At 71.1% G+C, this 16,495-nt stretch carries 19 protein-coding genes and 2 tRNA genes; 12 read left to right on the plus strand and 9 right to left on the minus strand.

Annotation, left to right across the window (positions count from 1 at the left end; translation table 11 throughout):
* Nucleotides 1-156 precede the first annotated feature (156 nt).
* Both ligA and AC1DDU_RS15605 read left to right on the plus strand, forming a co-directional pair.
* On the plus strand, nucleotides 157-2,427 hold the full coding sequence (gene ligA, locus AC1DDU_RS15600; RefSeq protein WP_477436860.1) for an NAD-dependent DNA ligase LigA: 2,271 nt from the start codon (nucleotides 157-159) through the stop codon (nucleotides 2,425-2,427).
* A 67-nt stretch (nucleotides 2,428-2,494) separates the two neighbouring features.
* Nucleotides 2,495-2,800, plus strand: coding sequence for a YciI family protein (locus AC1DDU_RS15605; RefSeq protein WP_477435660.1), 306 nt, complete (start codon nucleotides 2,495-2,497; stop codon nucleotides 2,798-2,800).
* A 4-nt stretch (nucleotides 2,801-2,804) separates the two neighbouring features.
* Here the strand turns inward: AC1DDU_RS15605 and AC1DDU_RS15610 are convergent, their stop codons facing one another.
* Nucleotides 2,805-4,505 carry a long-chain-fatty-acid--CoA ligase gene (locus tag AC1DDU_RS15610; RefSeq protein ID WP_477435662.1) on the minus strand — a complete coding sequence of 567 codons (1,701 nt, stop codon included), beginning with the start codon at nucleotides 4,503-4,505 and terminating at the stop codon, nucleotides 2,805-2,807.
* A 96-nt stretch (nucleotides 4,506-4,601) separates the two neighbouring features.
* Between AC1DDU_RS15610 and gatC the strand changes: the two genes are divergently transcribed.
* The 6 genes from gatC (at nucleotide 4,602) to AC1DDU_RS15640 (ending at nucleotide 10,260) form a co-directional block, all read left to right on the plus strand.
* The gene (gene gatC / locus AC1DDU_RS15615; RefSeq protein WP_477435664.1) at nucleotides 4,602-4,901 is read left to right on the plus strand and encodes an Asp-tRNA(Asn)/Glu-tRNA(Gln) amidotransferase subunit GatC; all 300 of its coding nucleotides are present in this window, start codon (nucleotides 4,602-4,604) and stop codon (nucleotides 4,899-4,901) included.
* An 11-nt stretch (nucleotides 4,902-4,912) separates the two neighbouring features.
* Nucleotides 4,913-6,433: an Asp-tRNA(Asn)/Glu-tRNA(Gln) amidotransferase subunit GatA gene (gatA, locus tag AC1DDU_RS15620; protein WP_477435666.1), complete on the plus strand. Its 1,521-nt coding sequence runs from the start codon at nucleotides 4,913-4,915 to the stop codon at nucleotides 6,431-6,433.
* The gene (gatB, locus tag AC1DDU_RS15625; protein ID WP_477435667.1) at nucleotides 6,433-7,956 is read left to right on the plus strand and encodes an Asp-tRNA(Asn)/Glu-tRNA(Gln) amidotransferase subunit GatB; all 1,524 of its coding nucleotides are present in this window, start codon (nucleotides 6,433-6,435) and stop codon (nucleotides 7,954-7,956) included. The genes gatA and gatB overlap by 1 nt, the downstream gene beginning before the upstream one ends.
* Before the next feature lie 91 nt (nucleotides 7,957-8,047).
* Nucleotides 8,048-9,310, plus strand: a complete 1,263-nt coding sequence (locus tag AC1DDU_RS15630) for a DNA polymerase IV (RefSeq protein ID WP_477435669.1) — start codon at nucleotides 8,048-8,050, stop codon at nucleotides 9,308-9,310.
* A gap of 61 nt (nucleotides 9,311-9,371) precedes the next feature.
* Nucleotides 9,372-9,692 carry a hypothetical protein gene (locus tag AC1DDU_RS15635; protein WP_477435671.1) on the plus strand — a complete coding sequence of 107 codons (321 nt, stop codon included), beginning with the start codon at nucleotides 9,372-9,374 and terminating at the stop codon, nucleotides 9,690-9,692.
* Nucleotides 9,667-10,260, plus strand: a complete 594-nt coding sequence (locus AC1DDU_RS15640) for a nucleoside/nucleotide kinase family protein (RefSeq protein ID WP_477435673.1) — start codon at nucleotides 9,667-9,669, stop codon at nucleotides 10,258-10,260. Before AC1DDU_RS15635 ends, AC1DDU_RS15640 begins: the two co-directional genes overlap by 26 nt.
* A 10-nt stretch (nucleotides 10,261-10,270) precedes the next feature.
* Here AC1DDU_RS15640 and AC1DDU_RS15645 read toward each other — a convergent pair whose 3' ends face one another.
* The 6 genes from AC1DDU_RS15645 to AC1DDU_RS15670 form a co-directional block, all read right to left on the minus strand.
* A complete protein-coding gene (locus AC1DDU_RS15645) occupies nucleotides 10,271-10,765 on the minus strand; it encodes a DUF2017 family protein (protein ID WP_477435675.1) in 495 nt (164 codons plus the stop codon).
* Nucleotides 10,762-11,070 carry an ATP-dependent Clp protease adapter ClpS gene (gene clpS / locus AC1DDU_RS15650; RefSeq protein WP_477435677.1) on the minus strand — a complete coding sequence of 103 codons (309 nt, stop codon included), beginning with the start codon at nucleotides 11,068-11,070 and terminating at the stop codon, nucleotides 10,762-10,764. Before clpS ends, AC1DDU_RS15645 begins: the two co-directional genes overlap by 4 nt.
* Nucleotides 11,061-11,408 carry a metallopeptidase family protein gene (locus AC1DDU_RS15655; RefSeq protein WP_477436862.1) on the minus strand — a complete coding sequence of 116 codons (348 nt, stop codon included), beginning with the start codon at nucleotides 11,406-11,408 and terminating at the stop codon, nucleotides 11,061-11,063. Before AC1DDU_RS15655 ends, clpS begins: the two co-directional genes overlap by 10 nt.
* A 58-nt stretch (nucleotides 11,409-11,466) precedes the next feature.
* Nucleotides 11,467-11,542, minus strand: a tRNA-His gene (locus AC1DDU_RS15660).
* A gap of 37 nt (nucleotides 11,543-11,579) precedes the next feature.
* Nucleotides 11,580-12,206: an oligoribonuclease gene (orn, locus tag AC1DDU_RS15665; protein WP_477435679.1), complete on the minus strand. Its 627-nt coding sequence runs from the start codon at nucleotides 12,204-12,206 to the stop codon at nucleotides 11,580-11,582.
* A 76-nt stretch (nucleotides 12,207-12,282) separates the two neighbouring features.
* Nucleotides 12,283-12,355, minus strand: a tRNA-Arg gene (locus tag AC1DDU_RS15670).
* A gap of 103 nt (nucleotides 12,356-12,458) precedes the next feature.
* On the opposite strand from AC1DDU_RS15670, the gene AC1DDU_RS15675 reads away from it, so the two are divergent.
* Nucleotides 12,459-12,671: a methyltransferase gene (locus AC1DDU_RS15675; RefSeq protein WP_477435681.1), complete on the plus strand. Its 213-nt coding sequence runs from the start codon at nucleotides 12,459-12,461 to the stop codon at nucleotides 12,669-12,671.
* Between the two features lie 18 nt (nucleotides 12,672-12,689).
* Here the strand turns inward: AC1DDU_RS15675 and yczE are convergent, their stop codons facing one another.
* Entirely contained in the window at nucleotides 12,690-13,298 is a 609-nt protein-coding gene (gene yczE / locus AC1DDU_RS15680) for a membrane protein YczE (protein ID WP_477435683.1), read from the minus strand.
* A gap of 62 nt (nucleotides 13,299-13,360) precedes the next feature.
* Between yczE and yczR the strand changes: the two genes are divergently transcribed.
* Nucleotides 13,361-14,785 carry a MocR-like transcription factor YczR gene (yczR, locus tag AC1DDU_RS15685; RefSeq protein WP_477435685.1) on the plus strand — a complete coding sequence of 475 codons (1,425 nt, stop codon included), beginning with the start codon at nucleotides 13,361-13,363 and terminating at the stop codon, nucleotides 14,783-14,785.
* A gap of 45 nt (nucleotides 14,786-14,830) precedes the next feature.
* Here the strand turns inward: yczR and AC1DDU_RS15690 are convergent, their stop codons facing one another.
* Nucleotides 14,831-15,133, minus strand: a complete 303-nt coding sequence (locus AC1DDU_RS15690; RefSeq protein ID WP_477435687.1) for a hypothetical protein — start codon at nucleotides 15,131-15,133, stop codon at nucleotides 14,831-14,833.
* 170 nt (nucleotides 15,134-15,303) lie between these two features.
* On the opposite strand from AC1DDU_RS15690, the gene AC1DDU_RS15695 reads away from it, so the two are divergent.
* Together AC1DDU_RS15695 and AC1DDU_RS15700 are read left to right on the plus strand one after the other, a co-directional pair.
* Complete coding sequence (locus AC1DDU_RS15695; protein WP_477435689.1) at nucleotides 15,304-15,849, plus strand: single-stranded DNA-binding protein; 546 nt, start codon at nucleotides 15,304-15,306, stop codon at nucleotides 15,847-15,849.
* Between the two features lie 51 nt (nucleotides 15,850-15,900).
* The gene (locus tag AC1DDU_RS15700; RefSeq protein WP_477435691.1) at nucleotides 15,901-16,440 is read left to right on the plus strand and encodes a DUF6993 domain-containing protein; all 540 of its coding nucleotides are present in this window, start codon (nucleotides 15,901-15,903) and stop codon (nucleotides 16,438-16,440) included.
* Nucleotides 16,441-16,495 lie beyond the last annotated feature (55 nt).

Below are 16,495 nucleotides of genomic sequence, written 5' to 3' on the forward strand. Positions count from 1 at the left end.
GCCACGGCCGCGCAGGGCCTCGGCACTGTCGGAGCCCGCTCCTAGACTGGCGGGGTGACGGATGACCTCGGTACGCCAGCTCCCGGTTCGCTCGACGAGGGGCCGGCCCTTCCCGCCGACGCCGGACTGGAGGCTTCCCGTGCGGAGGCCCAGGAGCTGACCGAGCGCATCCTGGACGCGCGCGACGCCTACTACGGCCGCGACGCCGAGCTGGTCGACGATGCGACGTACGACGGCTGGATGCACCGGCTCGAAGAGCTGGAGCGGCTGCACCCCGAGCTGCAGGGCCAGGACTCCCCGACGCTGACGGTCGGTGCGGCCGAGAGCTCGATGTTCGCACCGGTCGAGCACGCGGAGCGCATGCTGAGCCTCGACAACGTGTTCAGCCTCGACGAGCTGCGCGACTGGTGCGTCAAGACCGAGACGGCGGCGGGCCGCAGAGTCCGCTGGCTCACCGAGCTCAAGATCGACGGCCTCGCGATCAGCCTGCGGTACGAGCGCGGCGTGCTGACCTCGGCGGCCACGCGGGGCGACGGGCGCACCGGCGAAGACGTCACGGTGAACGCGGTGCGGGTGGCGGGCATCCCGCAGCGGCTGGCCGGGAGCGGGCATCCCGATCTGGTCGAGGTGCGCGGCGAGGTGTTCATCCCGGTCGCGGCCTTCGAGAAGCTCAACGCGCTGCAGGCCGACATGCGTGACCGCGCAGTGGAGGAGACCCGTGCCCGCAGCCGGGTGTTCGACGAGGCGAAGGCGCGCGTGAGCGCGGAGCGACGCTTCCCCTCTTTCGCGAACCCGCGCAACGCGGCCTCGGGCGGATTGCGCCAGCAGCTCGACAAGAAGGACGGACTGGAACGCGAGGCCGGCCAGGCGCGCCTGGACTCGCTGCGGCTGTTCGTCCACGGGATCGGAGCGTGGAGCCGGCCGCCGGTCGATTCGCAGAGCGAGACGTACGGCCTCCTCGCGGAGTGGGGGCTGCCGACGAGCCCGTACTTCCGCACCGCCGACGACATCGACGGCGTCCTCGACTTCGTCGCCCATTACGGCGAGCACCGCCACGACGTCGAGCACGAGATCGACGGCGTCGTGGTCAAGGTCGACGAGCTCGCCCTGCACGACGAGCTCGGCGCGACCAGCCGTGCACCGCGCTGGGCGATCGCCTACAAGTACCCGCCCGAGCAGGTGAACACCAAGCTGCTCGACATCGTGGTGTCGGTCGGGCGCACCGGACGCGCCACGCCCTTCGCGGTGATGGCACCGGCGCGCGTCGCCGGGTCGGTGGTGCGGCAGGCGACGCTGCACAACCAGGACGTCGTGCGCGCGAAGGGCGTCCTGATCGGCGACACCGTGGTGCTGCGCAAGGCCGGCGATGTGATCCCCGAGATCCTCGGCCCGGTCGTCGAGCTGCGCGATGGCACCGAGCGCGAGTTCGTGATGCCGGCGGACTGCCCCGAGTGCGGCTCGCCGCTGGCGCCGGCGAAGGAGGGCGACATCGACCTGCGATGCCCGAACACCCGCGCGTGCCCGGCGCAGGTGCGCGGTCGCGTCGAGCACATCGGCTCGCGCGGAGCGCTGGACATCGAGGCGCTCGGCGAGGTCACCGCCGCCGCGCTGACCCAGCCGTCGGTGCCCGACGTGCCGCCGCTGCAGACCGAGGCGGCGCTGTTCGACCTCACCGTCGAGCAGCTCGTGCCGATCGAGGTCGTCGTCCGCGACGCCGAGACCGGTGAGCCGCGGATCGACGAGAAGACCGGCGAGGTGGTGCGGCGCGCGCCGTTCCGGCGCAATCCCACGCCGACCGAGAAGAAGGCCGGGATCGAAGGGCCGCAGCCGTCGGCTCAGGCCCTCACGCTCATCGACCAGCTCGAGCTCGCGAAGACGAAGGAGCTGTGGCGGTTCCTCGTCGCGCTGAACATCCGCCACGTCGGCCCCGTCGCCGCCCGTGCGCTCGCGCAGTGGTTCGGCTCGGTGGACGCGATCCGCGCCGCGTCCCGCGACGAGCTCGCCGATGTGGAAGGGGTCGGCGGCATCATCGCGGACTCGCTCCTGGACTGGTTCGACGTCGACTGGCACCGCGAGATCGTGCAGCGCTGGACCGACGCCGGAGCGCAGCTGGCGACCCCGGGGCATCCCGGGCCCGGCGCCGCCGTCACCGCCGGGGGCGTCCTCGACGGGTTCACCGTCGTAGCCACGGGCTCCCTCGACGGCTACAGCCGCGAGGGGGCGCAGGAGGCGATCATCAAGGCAGGCGGCAAGGCGGCCTCCAGCGTCTCGAAGAAGACCGACTTCGTCGCCGCCGGCCCCGGAGCGGGGTCCAAGCTGGCGAAGGCCGAGGAACTCGGCATCCGCATCCTCGACGCCGCGCAGTTCCACATCCTCGTCACCCAGGGGCCGGACGCCCTCGACGCACTCGTGCCCGACGCCGGCTGAGAAGGCCGATCGCCCGGCCTCCGACGCCCCCGGTGCATTCGCATGTCGAGGCTGGGAGGATGGCGGCATGTCGCAATGGCTCTACCGCATCGTGCCCTCGCGCCCGGAGATGGTCCTCCACGCGACGCCCGAGGAGACGCGCACCGTCGGCGAGCACTTCGCCTACCTCGTCGCGCTGCGCGATCTCGGCATCCTGATCCTGGCAGGTCGCACTCAGGAGGAGGATTCCTTCGGCATCGCGATCTACGAAGCCGACGACGAGGAACGAGCCCGCGAGATCATGAACGCCGACCCGGCGATCGCCGCGGGGGTGTTCCTCGCCACGCTGCACCCGTATCGGATGGCGGTGGCCCGGGGCGGGCTCGCCGGCTGAGCCGTCAGGTCCCCGCGTTGAGGGTGAGCAGCCGGTCGCGCACCTGGCGGCGCAGCACCTTGCCGATCAGCGACTTGGGCAGCTCGTCGACGACGTAGACGCGGCGGGGCACCTTGTACGGCGTCAGGATGCTGCGCGCGAACTCGCGGACCGCCTCGACGTCGATGTCCTGACCGGGGGCGACCACGATCGCCGCCACCACCTCCTCGCCGGAGTGCTCGCTCGGCAGGCCAACGACCGCCGCGTCCTCGACCTGTGGATGCTGGCGCAGCGCGTTCTCGACCTCGGTCGGGGCGACATTGAAGCCGCCGGTGATGATGAGCTCCTTGATGCGGTCGACGATGCGCACGAAGCCCGCCTCGTCGATGGTCACGATGTCGCCGGTGCGGAACCAGCCGTCGGTGAAGACGGCCTCGGTCTCCTCCGGCTTGCCGTAGTAGCCGCCGAAAACCTGCGGACCGCGCACCACGAGCTCGCCGCGCTCCCCGGCCGGCACGTCCTGCGTCGGGTCGTCGGGGTCGACGACGCGGCATTCGGTGCCGGGAAGGGGAAGCCCGACGGTGCCGGGCACGCGGTTGTCGGCCACGGGGTTGGCCATGAGCACCGGCGAGCACTCGCTCAATCCGTAGCCCTCGACGAGGTAGCCGCCGGAGGCCTCCTCGAACGGCACCACGAGCTCGTGCGGCAGGGCCATCGCCCCGGAGATGGCGACCTCGGTCCCCGCGAGCGAGACGCCCTTCTCGCGTGCGGCCTTGAGGAGGCGGTCGGCGATGGGCGGCACCAGCGGCAGGAAGGTCGCGGGGTGCTTCTTGGTCACCTCGAGCACCATGTCGGGGTCGAAGCGCGGGAAGAGCACCAGGCGGGCGCCCATCGACATCGCGAACGTGAGGCACAGGGTGAGCCCGTAGGCGTGGAACATCGGGAGCACGGCGTAAACGACGCAGCCGTCGCCGCGCACGATCGAGGGCACCCATGCGCGCGCCTGGGCGGCGTTGGAGAGCAGGTTGCGGTGCGTCAGGGCGGCGCCCTTCGGCGTTCCGGTGGTGCCGCTCGTGTACTGGATCAGGGCGAGGTCGTCGGTGCGCGGGCGCGGATGGGATGCCGGCAGCGGGGTGCTCGCCACCACCTGCTCCCACGGCACGGTGCCCGTCACGCGCGTGGCCAGGGCCTCCCGAGCCTCGCGCGCCTTGGCGATCGGGAGCTTCAGCGCCAGACGCGTGCCGAACGGCATCGCCTTGATCACATCGGCCGAGATCAGGTTGGTCACCGCGAGGTCGGACGGGAACTCCTGCACGGTCTGCACGACCTTGGTCCACACGATCGCGTGCTTGGCGCCGTGGTCCTCGAACTGCTTGCGCAGCTCGCGCGGCGTGTACAGCGGGTTGTGCTCGATGACGACTGCGCCCAGTCGCAGGATCGCGTAGAACGCGACGATGTGCTGCGGACAGTTCGGGAGGACGATCGCGACCGGGTCGCCGGCTTTCACGCCGAGGTCGCGCAGACCCGCTGCGGCCCGTTCGATCTGCTCGTGCAGCGACCGGTACGACGTCTCGCGTCCGAAGAACTGCAGGGCCGCGGCATCCGGATAGTCCCGTGCGGACGCGTCGACGATGTCGACGAGCGAGCCGGTCACGGGCGCCAGGTCCTCCGGGACGCCGTCGGCGTAGCTGGCGGTCCACGGGCGCGGCGGGTCGTAGGTCGTCACGGCGACAGCCTACGCCGGGGGAGGCTTCCGCCCGCGGACCGCTCGCCTCCGGCCCGCGCCCGCAGACCGCGCGGCGGGCTTGACTACACTTGGGGGGTGTCTGAAATCACCCCCGATCTCGTGCGCCATCTCGGTGTGCTCGCCAGGATCCAGCTGAGCGACGAGGAGGTCGAGCGACTGACCGGTCAGCTCGACGTCATCGTCGACAACATCGCGAAGGTCTCTGCGGTCGCCACGCCCGACGTTCCCGCGACGAGCCACCCGATCGCGCTGCAGAACGTGTTCCGCCCGGACGAGGTCGGCGACCAGCTGACCCTCGCGCAGGTGCTCCAGAATGCACCGGATGCCGCGGACGGCCGTTTCCGCGTGACAGCGATCCTCGGCGAAGAGCAGTAAGGGGCTCGCACGTGACCGATCTCACGAAGCTGAGCGCTGCCGCGCTCGCCGACAAGCTCGCCGCCGGCGAGGTGTCCAGTGTCGAGGCGACGCAGGCGCACCTCGACCGCATCGCGGCGGTGGATGCCGACATCCACGCCTTCCTCCACGTGAACGAGCACGCGCTCGCCGTGGCCGCCGACATCGACCGCCGTCGCGCCGACGGCGAGGACCTCGGCCCGCTCGCCGGTGTGCCGCTGGCAATCAAGGACGTGCTGGTGACGACGGACATGCCGTCCACCAGCGGCTCGCGGATCCTCGAGGGCTACATGTCGCCGTACGACGCGACAGTCGTCGCCCGCTCGCGCGCGGCGGGCCTCGTGCCCCTGGGCAAGACGAACATGGACGAGTTCGCGATGGGCTCGTCGACGGAGCACTCCGCGTACGGCCCGACCCGCAACCCGTGGGACCTGGACCGCATCCCCGGCGGCTCCGGCGGCGGCTCGGCCGCGGCCGTAGCGGCGTTCGAGGCGCCGCTGGCGCTCGGCTCCGACACCGGCGGCTCGATCCGTCAGCCTGCGCACGTCACCGGCACGGTCGGCGTCAAGCCGACGTACGGCGGCGTGAGCCGGTACGGCGCCATCGCGCTGGCATCGAGCCTCGACCAGGTCGGCCCCGTGACCCGCACGGTGCTCGACGCGGGCCTCCTGCACGATGTCATCGGCGGCCACGACCCCCACGACTCGACCTCGCTCGCACACGCATGGCCGTCGTTCGCCGCCGCAGCGCGCGAGGGCGCCACCGGTGAGGTGCTGAAGGGACTGAAGGTCGGCGTCATCCGCGAGCTCCCCGACAGCGGCTTCCAGGCCGGCGTGTCGGAGTCGTTCCGCGCGGCGCTGGCAGCGATGGAGGCGCAGGGCGCCGAGATCGTCGAGATCAGCGCGCCGCACTTCGAGTACGGCGTCGCCGCGTACTACCTGATCCTTCCGGCGGAGGCATCCAGCAACCTCGCCAAGTTCGACTCGGTGCGCTTCGGCCTGCGCGTGGACGTGCCCGGAGGCACCGTCGAGGACGTCATGGCCCGCACCCGCGACGCCGGCTTCGGCGACGAGGTCAAGCGCCGCATCATCCTCGGCACGTACGCGCTGTCGGCCGGCTACTACGACGCGTACTACGGCTCGGCGCAGAAGGTGCGCACGCTGATCCAGCGCGACTTCTCCGAGGCGTTCGCGCAGGTCGACGTCATCGCGACGCCGTCGGCGCCGACCACCGCGTTCAAGCTGGGCGAGAAGATCGACGACCCGCTGCAGATGTACCTCAACGACGTCACCACGATCCCGGCGAACCTCGCAGGCGTACCCGGCATCTCGATCCCGTCGGGCCTGGCGGCGGAGGACGGCCTGCCTGTCGGCATCCAGTTCCTCGCCCCCGCCCACGAGGACGCCCGCCTGTACCGCGTCGGTGCCGCGCTGGAGTCGCTGCTGGTCGATTCGTGGGGCGCGCCGCTCCTCGACAGGGCGCCGGCGCTCGGCGCGAACGGAGGTGCCCGCTGATGGCGAAGGACAAGCTGATGGACTTCGACAAGGCCCTCGAGCTCTTCGAGCCGGTGCTCGGATTCGAGGTCCACGTCGAGCTCAACACCGAGACCAAGATGTTCTCGGCCGCGGCCAACCCCGCGAACTCCGCGAACCACGGCGCCGAGCCCAACACCCTCGTCGCCCCGGTCGACATGGGGCTGCCCGGCGCGCTGCCGGTGGTCAACGAGACCGCCGTCCGCTACTCGATCAGCCTGGGCCTGGCGCTCGGCTGCTCGATCGCGCCGTCGAGCCGATTCGCGCGGAAGAACTACTTCTACCCCGACCTCGGCAAGAACTACCAGATCTCGCAGTACGACGAGCCGATCGCGTTCGAGGGGTCGGTCGACATCGAGCTCGCCGACGGCGAGATCGTGACCGTGCCGATCGAGCGCGCGCACATGGAAGAGGATGCCGGCAAGCTCACGCACGTCGGCGGCTCGACCGGCCGCATCCAGGGCGCGGAGTACTCGCTGGTCGACTACAACCGCGCCGGCGTACCGCTGGTCGAGATCGTCACCAAGCCGATCTTCGGCGCCGAGCATCGCGCTCCCGAGATCGCCAAGGCGTACGTCGCCACGATCCGCGACATCGTGATCGCTCTGGGCATCTCGGAGGCGCGCATGGAGCGCGGCAACCTCCGCTGCGACGCAAACGTGTCGCTGCGCCCGCGCGGCCAGGAGAAGCTCGGCACGCGCACCGAGACCAAGAACGTCAATTCGATGCGCTCGGTCGAGCGTGCGGTCCGATACGAGATCCAGCGGCAGGCGGCGATCCTCGCCGACGGCGGCACGATCACGCAGGAGACGCGCCACTGGCACGAGGACACCGGCACCACCTCGCCCGGCCGCCCGAAGTCGGACGCCGACGACTACCGCTACTTCCCGGAGCCCGACCTGCTGCCGGTCGAGCCGGCGCTCGAGCTGATCGAGCAGCTGCGCGCGGCCCTTCCCGAGCCGCCCGCCGCCCGCCGCCGTCGTCTGAAGGCGGACTGGGGATTCACCGACCTCGAGTTCCAGGACGTCGTCAACGGCGGGCTGCTCGCCGAGGTGGAGGCGACCATCGCCGCCGGCGCGTCGCCCGCCGCCGCCCGCAAGTGGTGGACGGGCGAGCTGACGCGCATCGCCAACGCGCAGGAGCGCGAGGCCTCGGAGCTGGCGACGCCCGCCGATGTGGCCGCGCTGCAGGCGCTCGTGGACGCCGGCACCCTCACCGACAAGCTCGCCCGCCAGGTGCTGGAGGGCGTCATCGCGGGTGAAGGCACTCCGCAGCAGGTCGTGGACGCCCGCGGGCTTGCCGTCGTCTCGGACGACGGCGCGCTGATCGCCGCGATCGACGAGGCGCTCGCCTCGCAGCCCGACGTGCTCGAGAAGATCCGCGACGGCAAGGTGCAGGCCGCCGGCGCCGTCATCGGCGCCGTCATGAAGGCGATGAAGGGGCAGGCGGATGCCGCCCGCGTGCGCGAGCTGATCCTCGAGCGCGCCGGAGCGGCCGGAGCCTGATCCGGCGCCGTCGTCGACGCGCCGAGAGGGCGGATCCCCTGGGGGGGATCCGCCCTCTCGCATGTCGGTGACACCTGAGAGGATCGAACACATGGGGCGTGGCGACGGTACGGGCCGGATCGTCTCACCGGAGGGCGCGGACGACTCCGGGACCGGCATCCTGCATGTCGACATGGATGCCTTCTACGCGTCCGTCGAGCAGCTCGACGACCCGTCCCTGCGGGGCAAGCCGATCATCATCGGTGCGCCCGAGAGCAGGTCGGTGGTCTCCAGCGCGTCGTACGAGGCACGCCGGTTCGGCGTGCGCTCGGCGATGCCGGTCGGTCAGGCGCTCCGGCTGTGCCCCACGGCGATCGTGGTGACCCCCCACTTCGAGCGGTATCTCGAGATGTCGGCGCAGGTCATGCGGATCTTCCGCGACGTCACGCCGCTGGTCGAGCCGCTGTCCATCGACGAGGCGTTCCTCGACGTGCGCGGCGCCCGCCGACTGTGGGGGAGTCCCGGCGAGATCGCCCGCATGCTCCGGCGTCGGGTGCTGGACGAGACCGGACTGCACTGCAGCGTGGGCGTCGCCGCCACCAAGCACGTCGCGAAGATGGCTTCCACGCTGAGCAAGCCCGACGGTCTGCTCATCGTCGCCGAAGCAGACACGGCGGCGTTCCTCGCTCCACGCTCCGTGCGTGCGCTGTGGGGTGTCGGTCCCAAGGCATCCGAGGCGCTGGAAGGACGCGGCATCCGCACCATCGCAGACGTGCTCGATGCGCCGCGCGAGGTGCTCGAGCGTGCCCTGGGCGCCGCGATGGGCGACCGCGTCTGGCATCTCGCCCGCGGCATCGATGCGCGTGAGGTCGACACCCGGCGCGTCGAGAAGAGCGTGGGGCACGAAGAGACCTTCCACGAGGACATCGCCGACACCGTGGTGCTGCGTTCGGAGCTGCGCCGCCTCGCCGATCGCGTCGGGGCGCGCCTGCGCAGCAACGGGTGGGAGGCCTCGACGATCGCGATCAAGGTGCGCTTCGCGGACTTCACCACGATCTCCCGCTCGCAGACGCTGCCCGAACCCACCGCGGTGGGTCAGCGCATCGGGGATGCCGCCCACGAGCTGTTCGCATCGGTCGACCGCATGCTCCCGGTGCGTCTCATCGGGGTCCGCGCCGAACGGCTCCGGGAGGCGGGTTCTGCGGTGGCCACGCTGTGGGACGACGACGAGGGGTGGCGTCGCGTCGAGGACGCACTGGACGGCGCGACGGCGCGATTCGGGCGAGGGGCGGTCACCCGCGCCACGCTGCTGAACCCGCGTGGCGGCGGAGCACCGCCGACGAGCCCGCCCGCGCCGCGCCTGGATCAGGGGTGAGCGCCGGCACGGTCGCGCGATCGCGCTGTGCCGAGCCCGCTCGGGCCGCTAGCGTTGACGCATGCCCAACATCGCACTCGAGCTCGGCAAGCAGTCCGCGTCCTTCGGCGTGAAGAGCGCCTACGGCGAGCAGCAGGACGTCGACGGCGTCCGCCTCATCCCGGTCGCGCTGACGTGGTCGGGGTTCGGCGGCGGTTCGGACGAGGCCGGCAACGGCGGCGGAGGCGGAGGCGGCTGGGCGATCCCCGTCGGGGCCTACGTCCGTCGCGGAGACGACCTGCGGTTCGAGCCCAACATCATCGCGCTCATCGCCGTCGCGGTTCCGTTCGTCTTCTTCGCCGGCCGCGCGCTCAGCCGTGTCATCCGCACCCTCAAGAAGTAGCGCCGACCCGGTCGGATCCTCGCTCGCCGCCGCCGTCGGCCGTGTGATCACCGCGATCGGCGCGGTCGCGGCATCCAATCCTGTCGTGCTCGTCGACGGGCGCAGCGGTGCGGGCAAGACGTCGTTCGCCCGCGCGCTGGTCACCGCCTGGCCGCAGCGCGGCCGTGTGCAGCTGGTGGCCCTCGACTCGATCTATCCGGGCTGGGACGGTCTGGACGAGGGGGTCGAGCTGGCGCGCACATCGATCCTCGTCCCGCACGCGCGCGGGATGATCGGCGTATGGGAGAGATGGGACTGGACCGCGGGGATGCCGGCGGAGGCGCACGCGGTCGACCCGTCGCTGCCGCTCATCGTGGAAGGATCCGGGCTCCTGACCCCCGCGACGGCCAAGCTCGGCGACGTGCGGGTGTGGCTCGAGTCCCCGGCGGCCTCGCGCAAGCGCAGGGCCCTGGATCGCGACGGCGACGCGTACCGGCCGTACTGGGACCGGTGGGCGCGGCAGGAGCAGCGTCACATCGAGCGGGACGATCCGGTGCGCCACGCGACGCATCTGTTCGCCGTGCCGTGACGTCGGGCGATCAGTCTTCGCGGTCGATCGCCGCGACGAGACCATCCAGGCGGTACGCGATCCACTCGTAGACACCGAAACGAGGATCGCCGGCTTCGTGGTCCTCCGGGCCGTTCACGCCCAGTCGGGTGGCCAGGACGAGACGGATCGCCGAGAGTGTGCGCAGCCAAGCCCGCGCGGCGTCGGGGTCGAGGCGGATCTCGACCTGTTCGAGCAAAGCCGGGTCGTCGGGATCGTCCGGGATCTGGGCGGCATCGTGCAGCGACGCGAGCACGACCTCAGCGTCGGCGGCGCGGCGATCGAGGAGGTCGGGCTGCGTCAGCGCGCGGAACTCGCGCGTCGCGGCGTCGTCATCGGGGTACGCGTCCGGCGAGAGGCGGGCGATGGCCGGGTCGCCGTCGTCGGGCGTCGACTCGCGCAGCAGATCGGCGAACTGACCCACGAGACCTGCCAGGTGGGCTGCCTCCAGGCGGGCCAGCTCCATCACGATCGTGCGGTCGCTCATCGAGGTGCCTGCCGGACCGTCGCCCACAGGCCGTAGTCGTGCATCGCGTGCGCGTGGAGCTCCATGTGCTCGCGGGCACCCTCCGAGACGACGGCGTGGCCCTCGTTGTGCACGGCCAGCATGAGCTGCTCGGCGCGGGCTCGCGGCATCCCGAAGTACTCCCGGAACACATGCGTGACGTAGCTCATCAGGTTCACCGGATCGTCCCAGACCACCGTCTGCCAGGTGCGGCCGGGATCGGTCTCGGACGCGAGGTCGACGTTCTCGTCGACGTCTGGTGTGACCAGCGGAGTCATCAGGCCCATCCCAGCTCGTGGAGGCGCTCGTCGTCGATGCCGTAGAAGTGCGCGATCTCGTGCACCAACGTGGTGTGCACCTCGTCCCGGAGCTCGTCCTCGTCATCGCACACCGCCAGATGCGGCTCGCGGTACACGATGATCCGATCGGGAAGCTCGCCGACACCGTACCGCTCTCGCTCCGTCAGAGCCCAGCCGTCGTACAGGCCCAGCAGGTCGAGGCTGCCGTCCTCCGGACGGTCCTCGACGACGAAGACGACGTTGTCGAGCCCTTCCACCATGTCGTCGGGGAGGGTGTCGAGCTCGTCGATCACGAGCTGTTCGAAGCGCGCGGCATCCATCTCCATCATGATGCCTCGCTCCTACGCGAATGGGGCGCGATACTCGCGCCCCATTCGACCGGATTGGGGTGAGTAACGGGACTTGAACCCGCGACCCCCTGGACCACAACCAGGTGCTCTACCAACTGAGCTATACCCACCATGTCTCCCGCTCGCGCGGGCAACCAGACGATTCTCTCACACCTCAGGAGCAAACGACGACACGACGGCGGCAGCGGCCGCACGCGCGCCGTCACTCGTCGGCCCGGGCTCGGGGACGAAGACCGCCTGGCGGTAGTAGGCCAGCTCGCGGATGGATTCGAGGATGTCCGCGAGCGCACGGTGACCGCCGTCTTTCGCCGGCGCGTGGATGTAGGCGCGCGGGTACCAGCGCCGGGAGAGCTCCTTGATGCTGGACACATCGACGTTGCGGTAGTGCAGCCACCGGTCGACGCGCGGCATGTACTTGGCGAGGAACATACGGTCGGTGCCGATGGTGTTGCCCGCCAGCGGCGCCCGGCCCTCCAGCGGGACGAACCGCTGGATGTACTCGAGCACCTGGAACTCGGCATCGGCGACCGTGATCCCGTGAGGGATCGCGTCGAGCAGCCCCGACGTGCGGTGCATGTTCGTCACGAACTCGTTCATGTTCGCCATGGCCGAGTCGTCGGGTTTGATCACCACGGCGAAACCGGGGTCGAGCGGTCGGAGCTCGAAGTCCGTCACGACCACCGCGATCTCGACGAGTTCGTCGACACCGAGGTCGAGACCCGTCATCTCGCAGTCGATCCAGACCAGCCGGTCGTTCTCGGATGCACCCACCATGTGCTCCATCCTTGTCAGTGGTCCAGACATCCCACGGGCCTGGACGCAGGCTCCGGCTCCCACGCCGTTCCCGTCGCCCCTCCGGGAGGATTCGAACCCCCGACCTGGCGGGTAGAAACCGCTCGCTCTGTCCCCTGAGCTACGGAGGGAAGGGTGTATCCACACTACCGGGTCGCGCCATGCCGACGCGGACCTGGTACTCGGGCGCGGCGCGGCGTAGCGTCGGGTCGGAAGCATCGAGAGGAGTTCGCCATGAGCACCACGGACACGCACCACCCGCTCTGGGTCGCGTACGGCGCGTCCGGCGTCGCCGGGAGCATCCGCAAGGACGACGACGGCTACACGGTCACGATGGCCGGTGCGGACGGTTCCGCGGGCACGTATCCGTCGATGGAGATCGCCAAGAGCGCACTGCACTCCCGGATGGCGCCGGGGAGCGACTGGCCCAGCTTCCGCGAGCACTGACGCCCGGCGCGGAACGGATCAGGAGGAGCGCTCCGCGGCGGCGGGCGCAGCCTCGCGGCGGGTGTCGAGCAGGGGAAGAGCCAGGTGGACGAGCGGGCCGATGAGGACCGCGAACAGCACCGTGCCGATTCCCACCGTGCCTCCGAGCGCCCAGCCGACGAGGAGAACCGTCACCTCCACGAGCGCGCGGCACAGCCAGATCGGCCAGCCCAGCCGCGCGTTCATGCCCGTCATGAGCCCGTCGCGGGGGCCGGGGCCGAACCGCGCGCCGATGTAGAGCCCTGACGCCACAGCGACCACGAGGATGCCGCCCAGCAGTGTGGCGAACTGCGCGACCAGTCCGGTGATCGGCGGCACGATCCCGAGGACGATCTGCATGCTGGTGCCGACCAGCAGGATGTTGGCGACCGTTCCGATGCCCGGCTTCTGGCGCAGCGGGATCCACAGCAGCAGGACGAAGAACCCGACGATGTTCGTGATCCATCCGATGCCGACGCCGGTGCGCACCGAGAGTCCTTGGGCGAAGACCGTCCACGGATCGACGCCGAGTCCGGCCTCCACCGTCAGGGCGCAACCGGCGCCGTAGAGGAAGAGTCCGACGAGCAACTGAGTGACACGACGAGGCATGACTACATCCAATCGCAGAATTGGCCCGTGGCGACCAGTCCAATGCGACTAGTCTGGCTGCCATGGACTCCCGCGTCTCGGCGCGTGCCCTGGCCACCTCCCTCGGCGGGTGGCGCACGCGCGAACCCGCCTACGAAGCACTGGCCGACGGCATCCGCCTGCTGTGCCTCGACAACCGCCTCGCTCCACGCACTGCCCTGCCCGCCGAACGGGAGCTCGCCACGGCCCTGCACGTCAGCCGCAGCACCGTGGCCGCCGCCTACCGGAGCCTGCGCGGGACCGGGCACATCGCCAGCCTGCGGGGGTCCGGCAGCGTGACGCTCCCGCTCGGGCGGCGCGAGCCCGGCCGCGTCCTGGCCGTCGACGGCATGATCGATCTGCAGCAGGCCAGCCCGCCGGCCTGGCCGGGTCTGGCGGGGATCATGGCCGATGTCGGCGCGAACGCCTCGTCGCTGGTCTCGCGCGTCGGGTACGACGTGCTCGGGCGCATCGAGCTGCGAGAAGCGATCGCACGGCGGTACACCGAGCGCGGGATCCCGACGACGCCTGCCGAGGTCCTGGTCACCACGGGTGCGCAGAGCGCGATCCACCTCGTCTCGTCGGTGCTCATCGGCCGCGGCGACCGAGTGCTCGTCGAAACCCCGACCTACCCCCACGCCGCGGATGCGCTCCGGCGTGCGGGTGCCCGTCTGGTGGGGATCCCGGTGGTGACCGATGCCGGCTGGGACATCGATCGCGCCGAGCAGGCGTTCGCGCGCACGCTGCCGGTCATGGCATACCTCATGCCCGACTTCCAGAACCCGACCGGCTGCAGCATGAACGCGTTCGAGCGGGAGTCGCTGCTGACGGCGGGGGAGCGGTCGGGGTCGGTGATCGTCCTCGACGAGACGACCGCCGATCTCGACATCGATCGCGGGCCGCTCGCACCGGGATTCGAGACGAGCGAACCCGGCACCGTCGTCCGACTCGGGTCGCTCGGCAAGACGGTCTGGGGCGGGCTGCGGATCGGGTGGGTGCGAGCCGACGGGGACCTCATCCGTCGCCTCGTGGCCGCGCGTCCGGCGCATGACCTCGGAACGCCCGAGTTCGAGCAGGCGATCGCGACGCGGCTGCTCGAACACTTCGACGACATCGTCGAGCAGCGGTCGCAGCTGCTGCGGTCGGGTCGAGATGCGGTGGTCGAGGCGCTGCGCCCGGCGCTGCCGTCGTGGGGCGTCCCCGACGTCCGCGGCGGCGTCTCGCTGTGGATCGAGCTGGACGCGCCGCTGAGTTCCGCGCTCGTGATGGAGGCGCGTTCCCGAGGCGTGCTCCTGTCGGCCGGTCCCAGGTTCTCGGTGGAGGGTGGTCACGAGCGCCACCTGCGGGTGCCGTTCACGTCGCCGCCGGAGGAGATGGTCCGCGCGGCCGGCGTGCTCGCCGACGCATGGGCGGCTGTTCGCGCGGGGGCGCCGTCGTCGCTGGTCGAGCAGGCCAGCGCCGTCGTCTGACCCGGTGCCCCGTGGTGACGTGACCGGCCCCGCCGGGATCGCCCGTCATCGTGTGAAGCGCAGGCAGTCGATCGCGTCGTCGGCGTTCCAGAAATCGCCCAGGTCGCGGAAGGCATGCGAGCCGGGATGGTAGCGGCGCGCCCGGAAGCGGATGCCTCCCGGCTCGGCGACCTGCTGCACGTGTCCGATCACGCGACCGCTCCTGTCCAGGACGCGCCAGAGCGCAGGCGCCGCCTCCTTGAGGCGCACGGACGAGCGGAGCGTGGGTGGGGTGGCATGCGTGCGAGATTCGATGATGAGAGACATGGCGACCTCCTGTGTATCGAAGATATGTGCGACCTCCGACATCCGTGCGCTTCGCGATTCCTCCCCGGCACGCGCTGCTGACAGGCGATCCCCAGATCTCGAGTCGACCGCGCCGGACGCCGGCCCGGGCGACGACGCTGGACCCACCGCCGGCGTCCTCGGGCACGGGGCGCCGGCGGATCGGGGAGGGTCCCCGGAGAGAAGGAGGAATCATGAGCGACAACGGCGACCGGATCACGATCACGGGGAACGTGGCCACCGAGCCCGAGTTCAAGCGGACGACGGGCGGGGTGGCGATCACGACCTTCCGCGTCGCCCGAGACCTGCGACGCTTCGACCGCGCGACAGGGGCGTGGACGGATGCCGGCACCAACTGGTACACCGTCTCGGTGTTCCGTGCGCTGGCCGATCACGCCTTCCGTTCTCTCAACAAGGGGGATCGGGTGATCCTCACGGGTCTGCTGCGGCTGCGCGAGTGGGACAACGGCACCCGCCGTGGCACGGCCGTCGAGATCGACGCCGACGCCATCGGTCACGACCTGCTGTGGGGGACGTCGACCTTCGTGAAGGACACGGGATCGCGGCCGGAGGCTGACGATGTCTCGGTGACGAGCGTCGACGCCGATGACACGTGGGCCGCGCCCGGCCTCGCGTCCGACGAGTCTGGACCGGGCCGGGAAGCCGAGCTGGTGGGCGCTCCGGCGGGAGCGGGCGACCGGCCGGTGCTCACCGTCGTGACCGAGGAGACACCGTTCTGACGCGATCCAGGGTTCCCCGGGAGGGCGGAGGGCGGCCGTACACTCTCCTCTGTGAGCCGAGACCTGCCGACCCGCGTCCCCTGCGTGAGCCGTCGGCGAGGTCGGACGTCCGCGGGCTCCGCTGCGGCGATCCTCGCCGCGGCGCTGGCGCTCACCGCCTGCACTCCCGGGATCCCGTCCGCGAGCCCGACGCCCTCTGCGACGGTGACCGCCTCCGGGACGCCCGTCGCCACGCCCACCGCCACGGCCCCGGCACCGCCTGCGCTCGTGCCGGAAGGCACCGCGGCCGACAACCTGCCGCTGTTCGCCGCCGTGACGGCTGGAGTCTGGGCGACCGACGCCCGGCTGTCGGGTCGCGCCTATATCGACGCCCTGGTGGCAGCGGGCTTCGACAAGGCCGCCATGCAGGTGACCAACGACCAGTCGACGGTCGGCAACCCCGCCGAGACGATCCAGTTCGCCGTCCGGTGGGGCGACCAGTGCCTGATCGGCCAAGTCGGTCCGGCGACGGGCGACCCGGTCACGGTGGTGGTTCCGGGGCTGGCCGAAGGCGCCTGCCTGGTGGGGAACACGCGCCCGATCGACTGGTGACGTCGACCAGCGCCGGCGACGGCACCCGCGGCGGCGCTCACGGCTCGCGCCGCAC

It is taken from the genome of Microbacterium sp. 05T445, assembly GCF_056395865.1.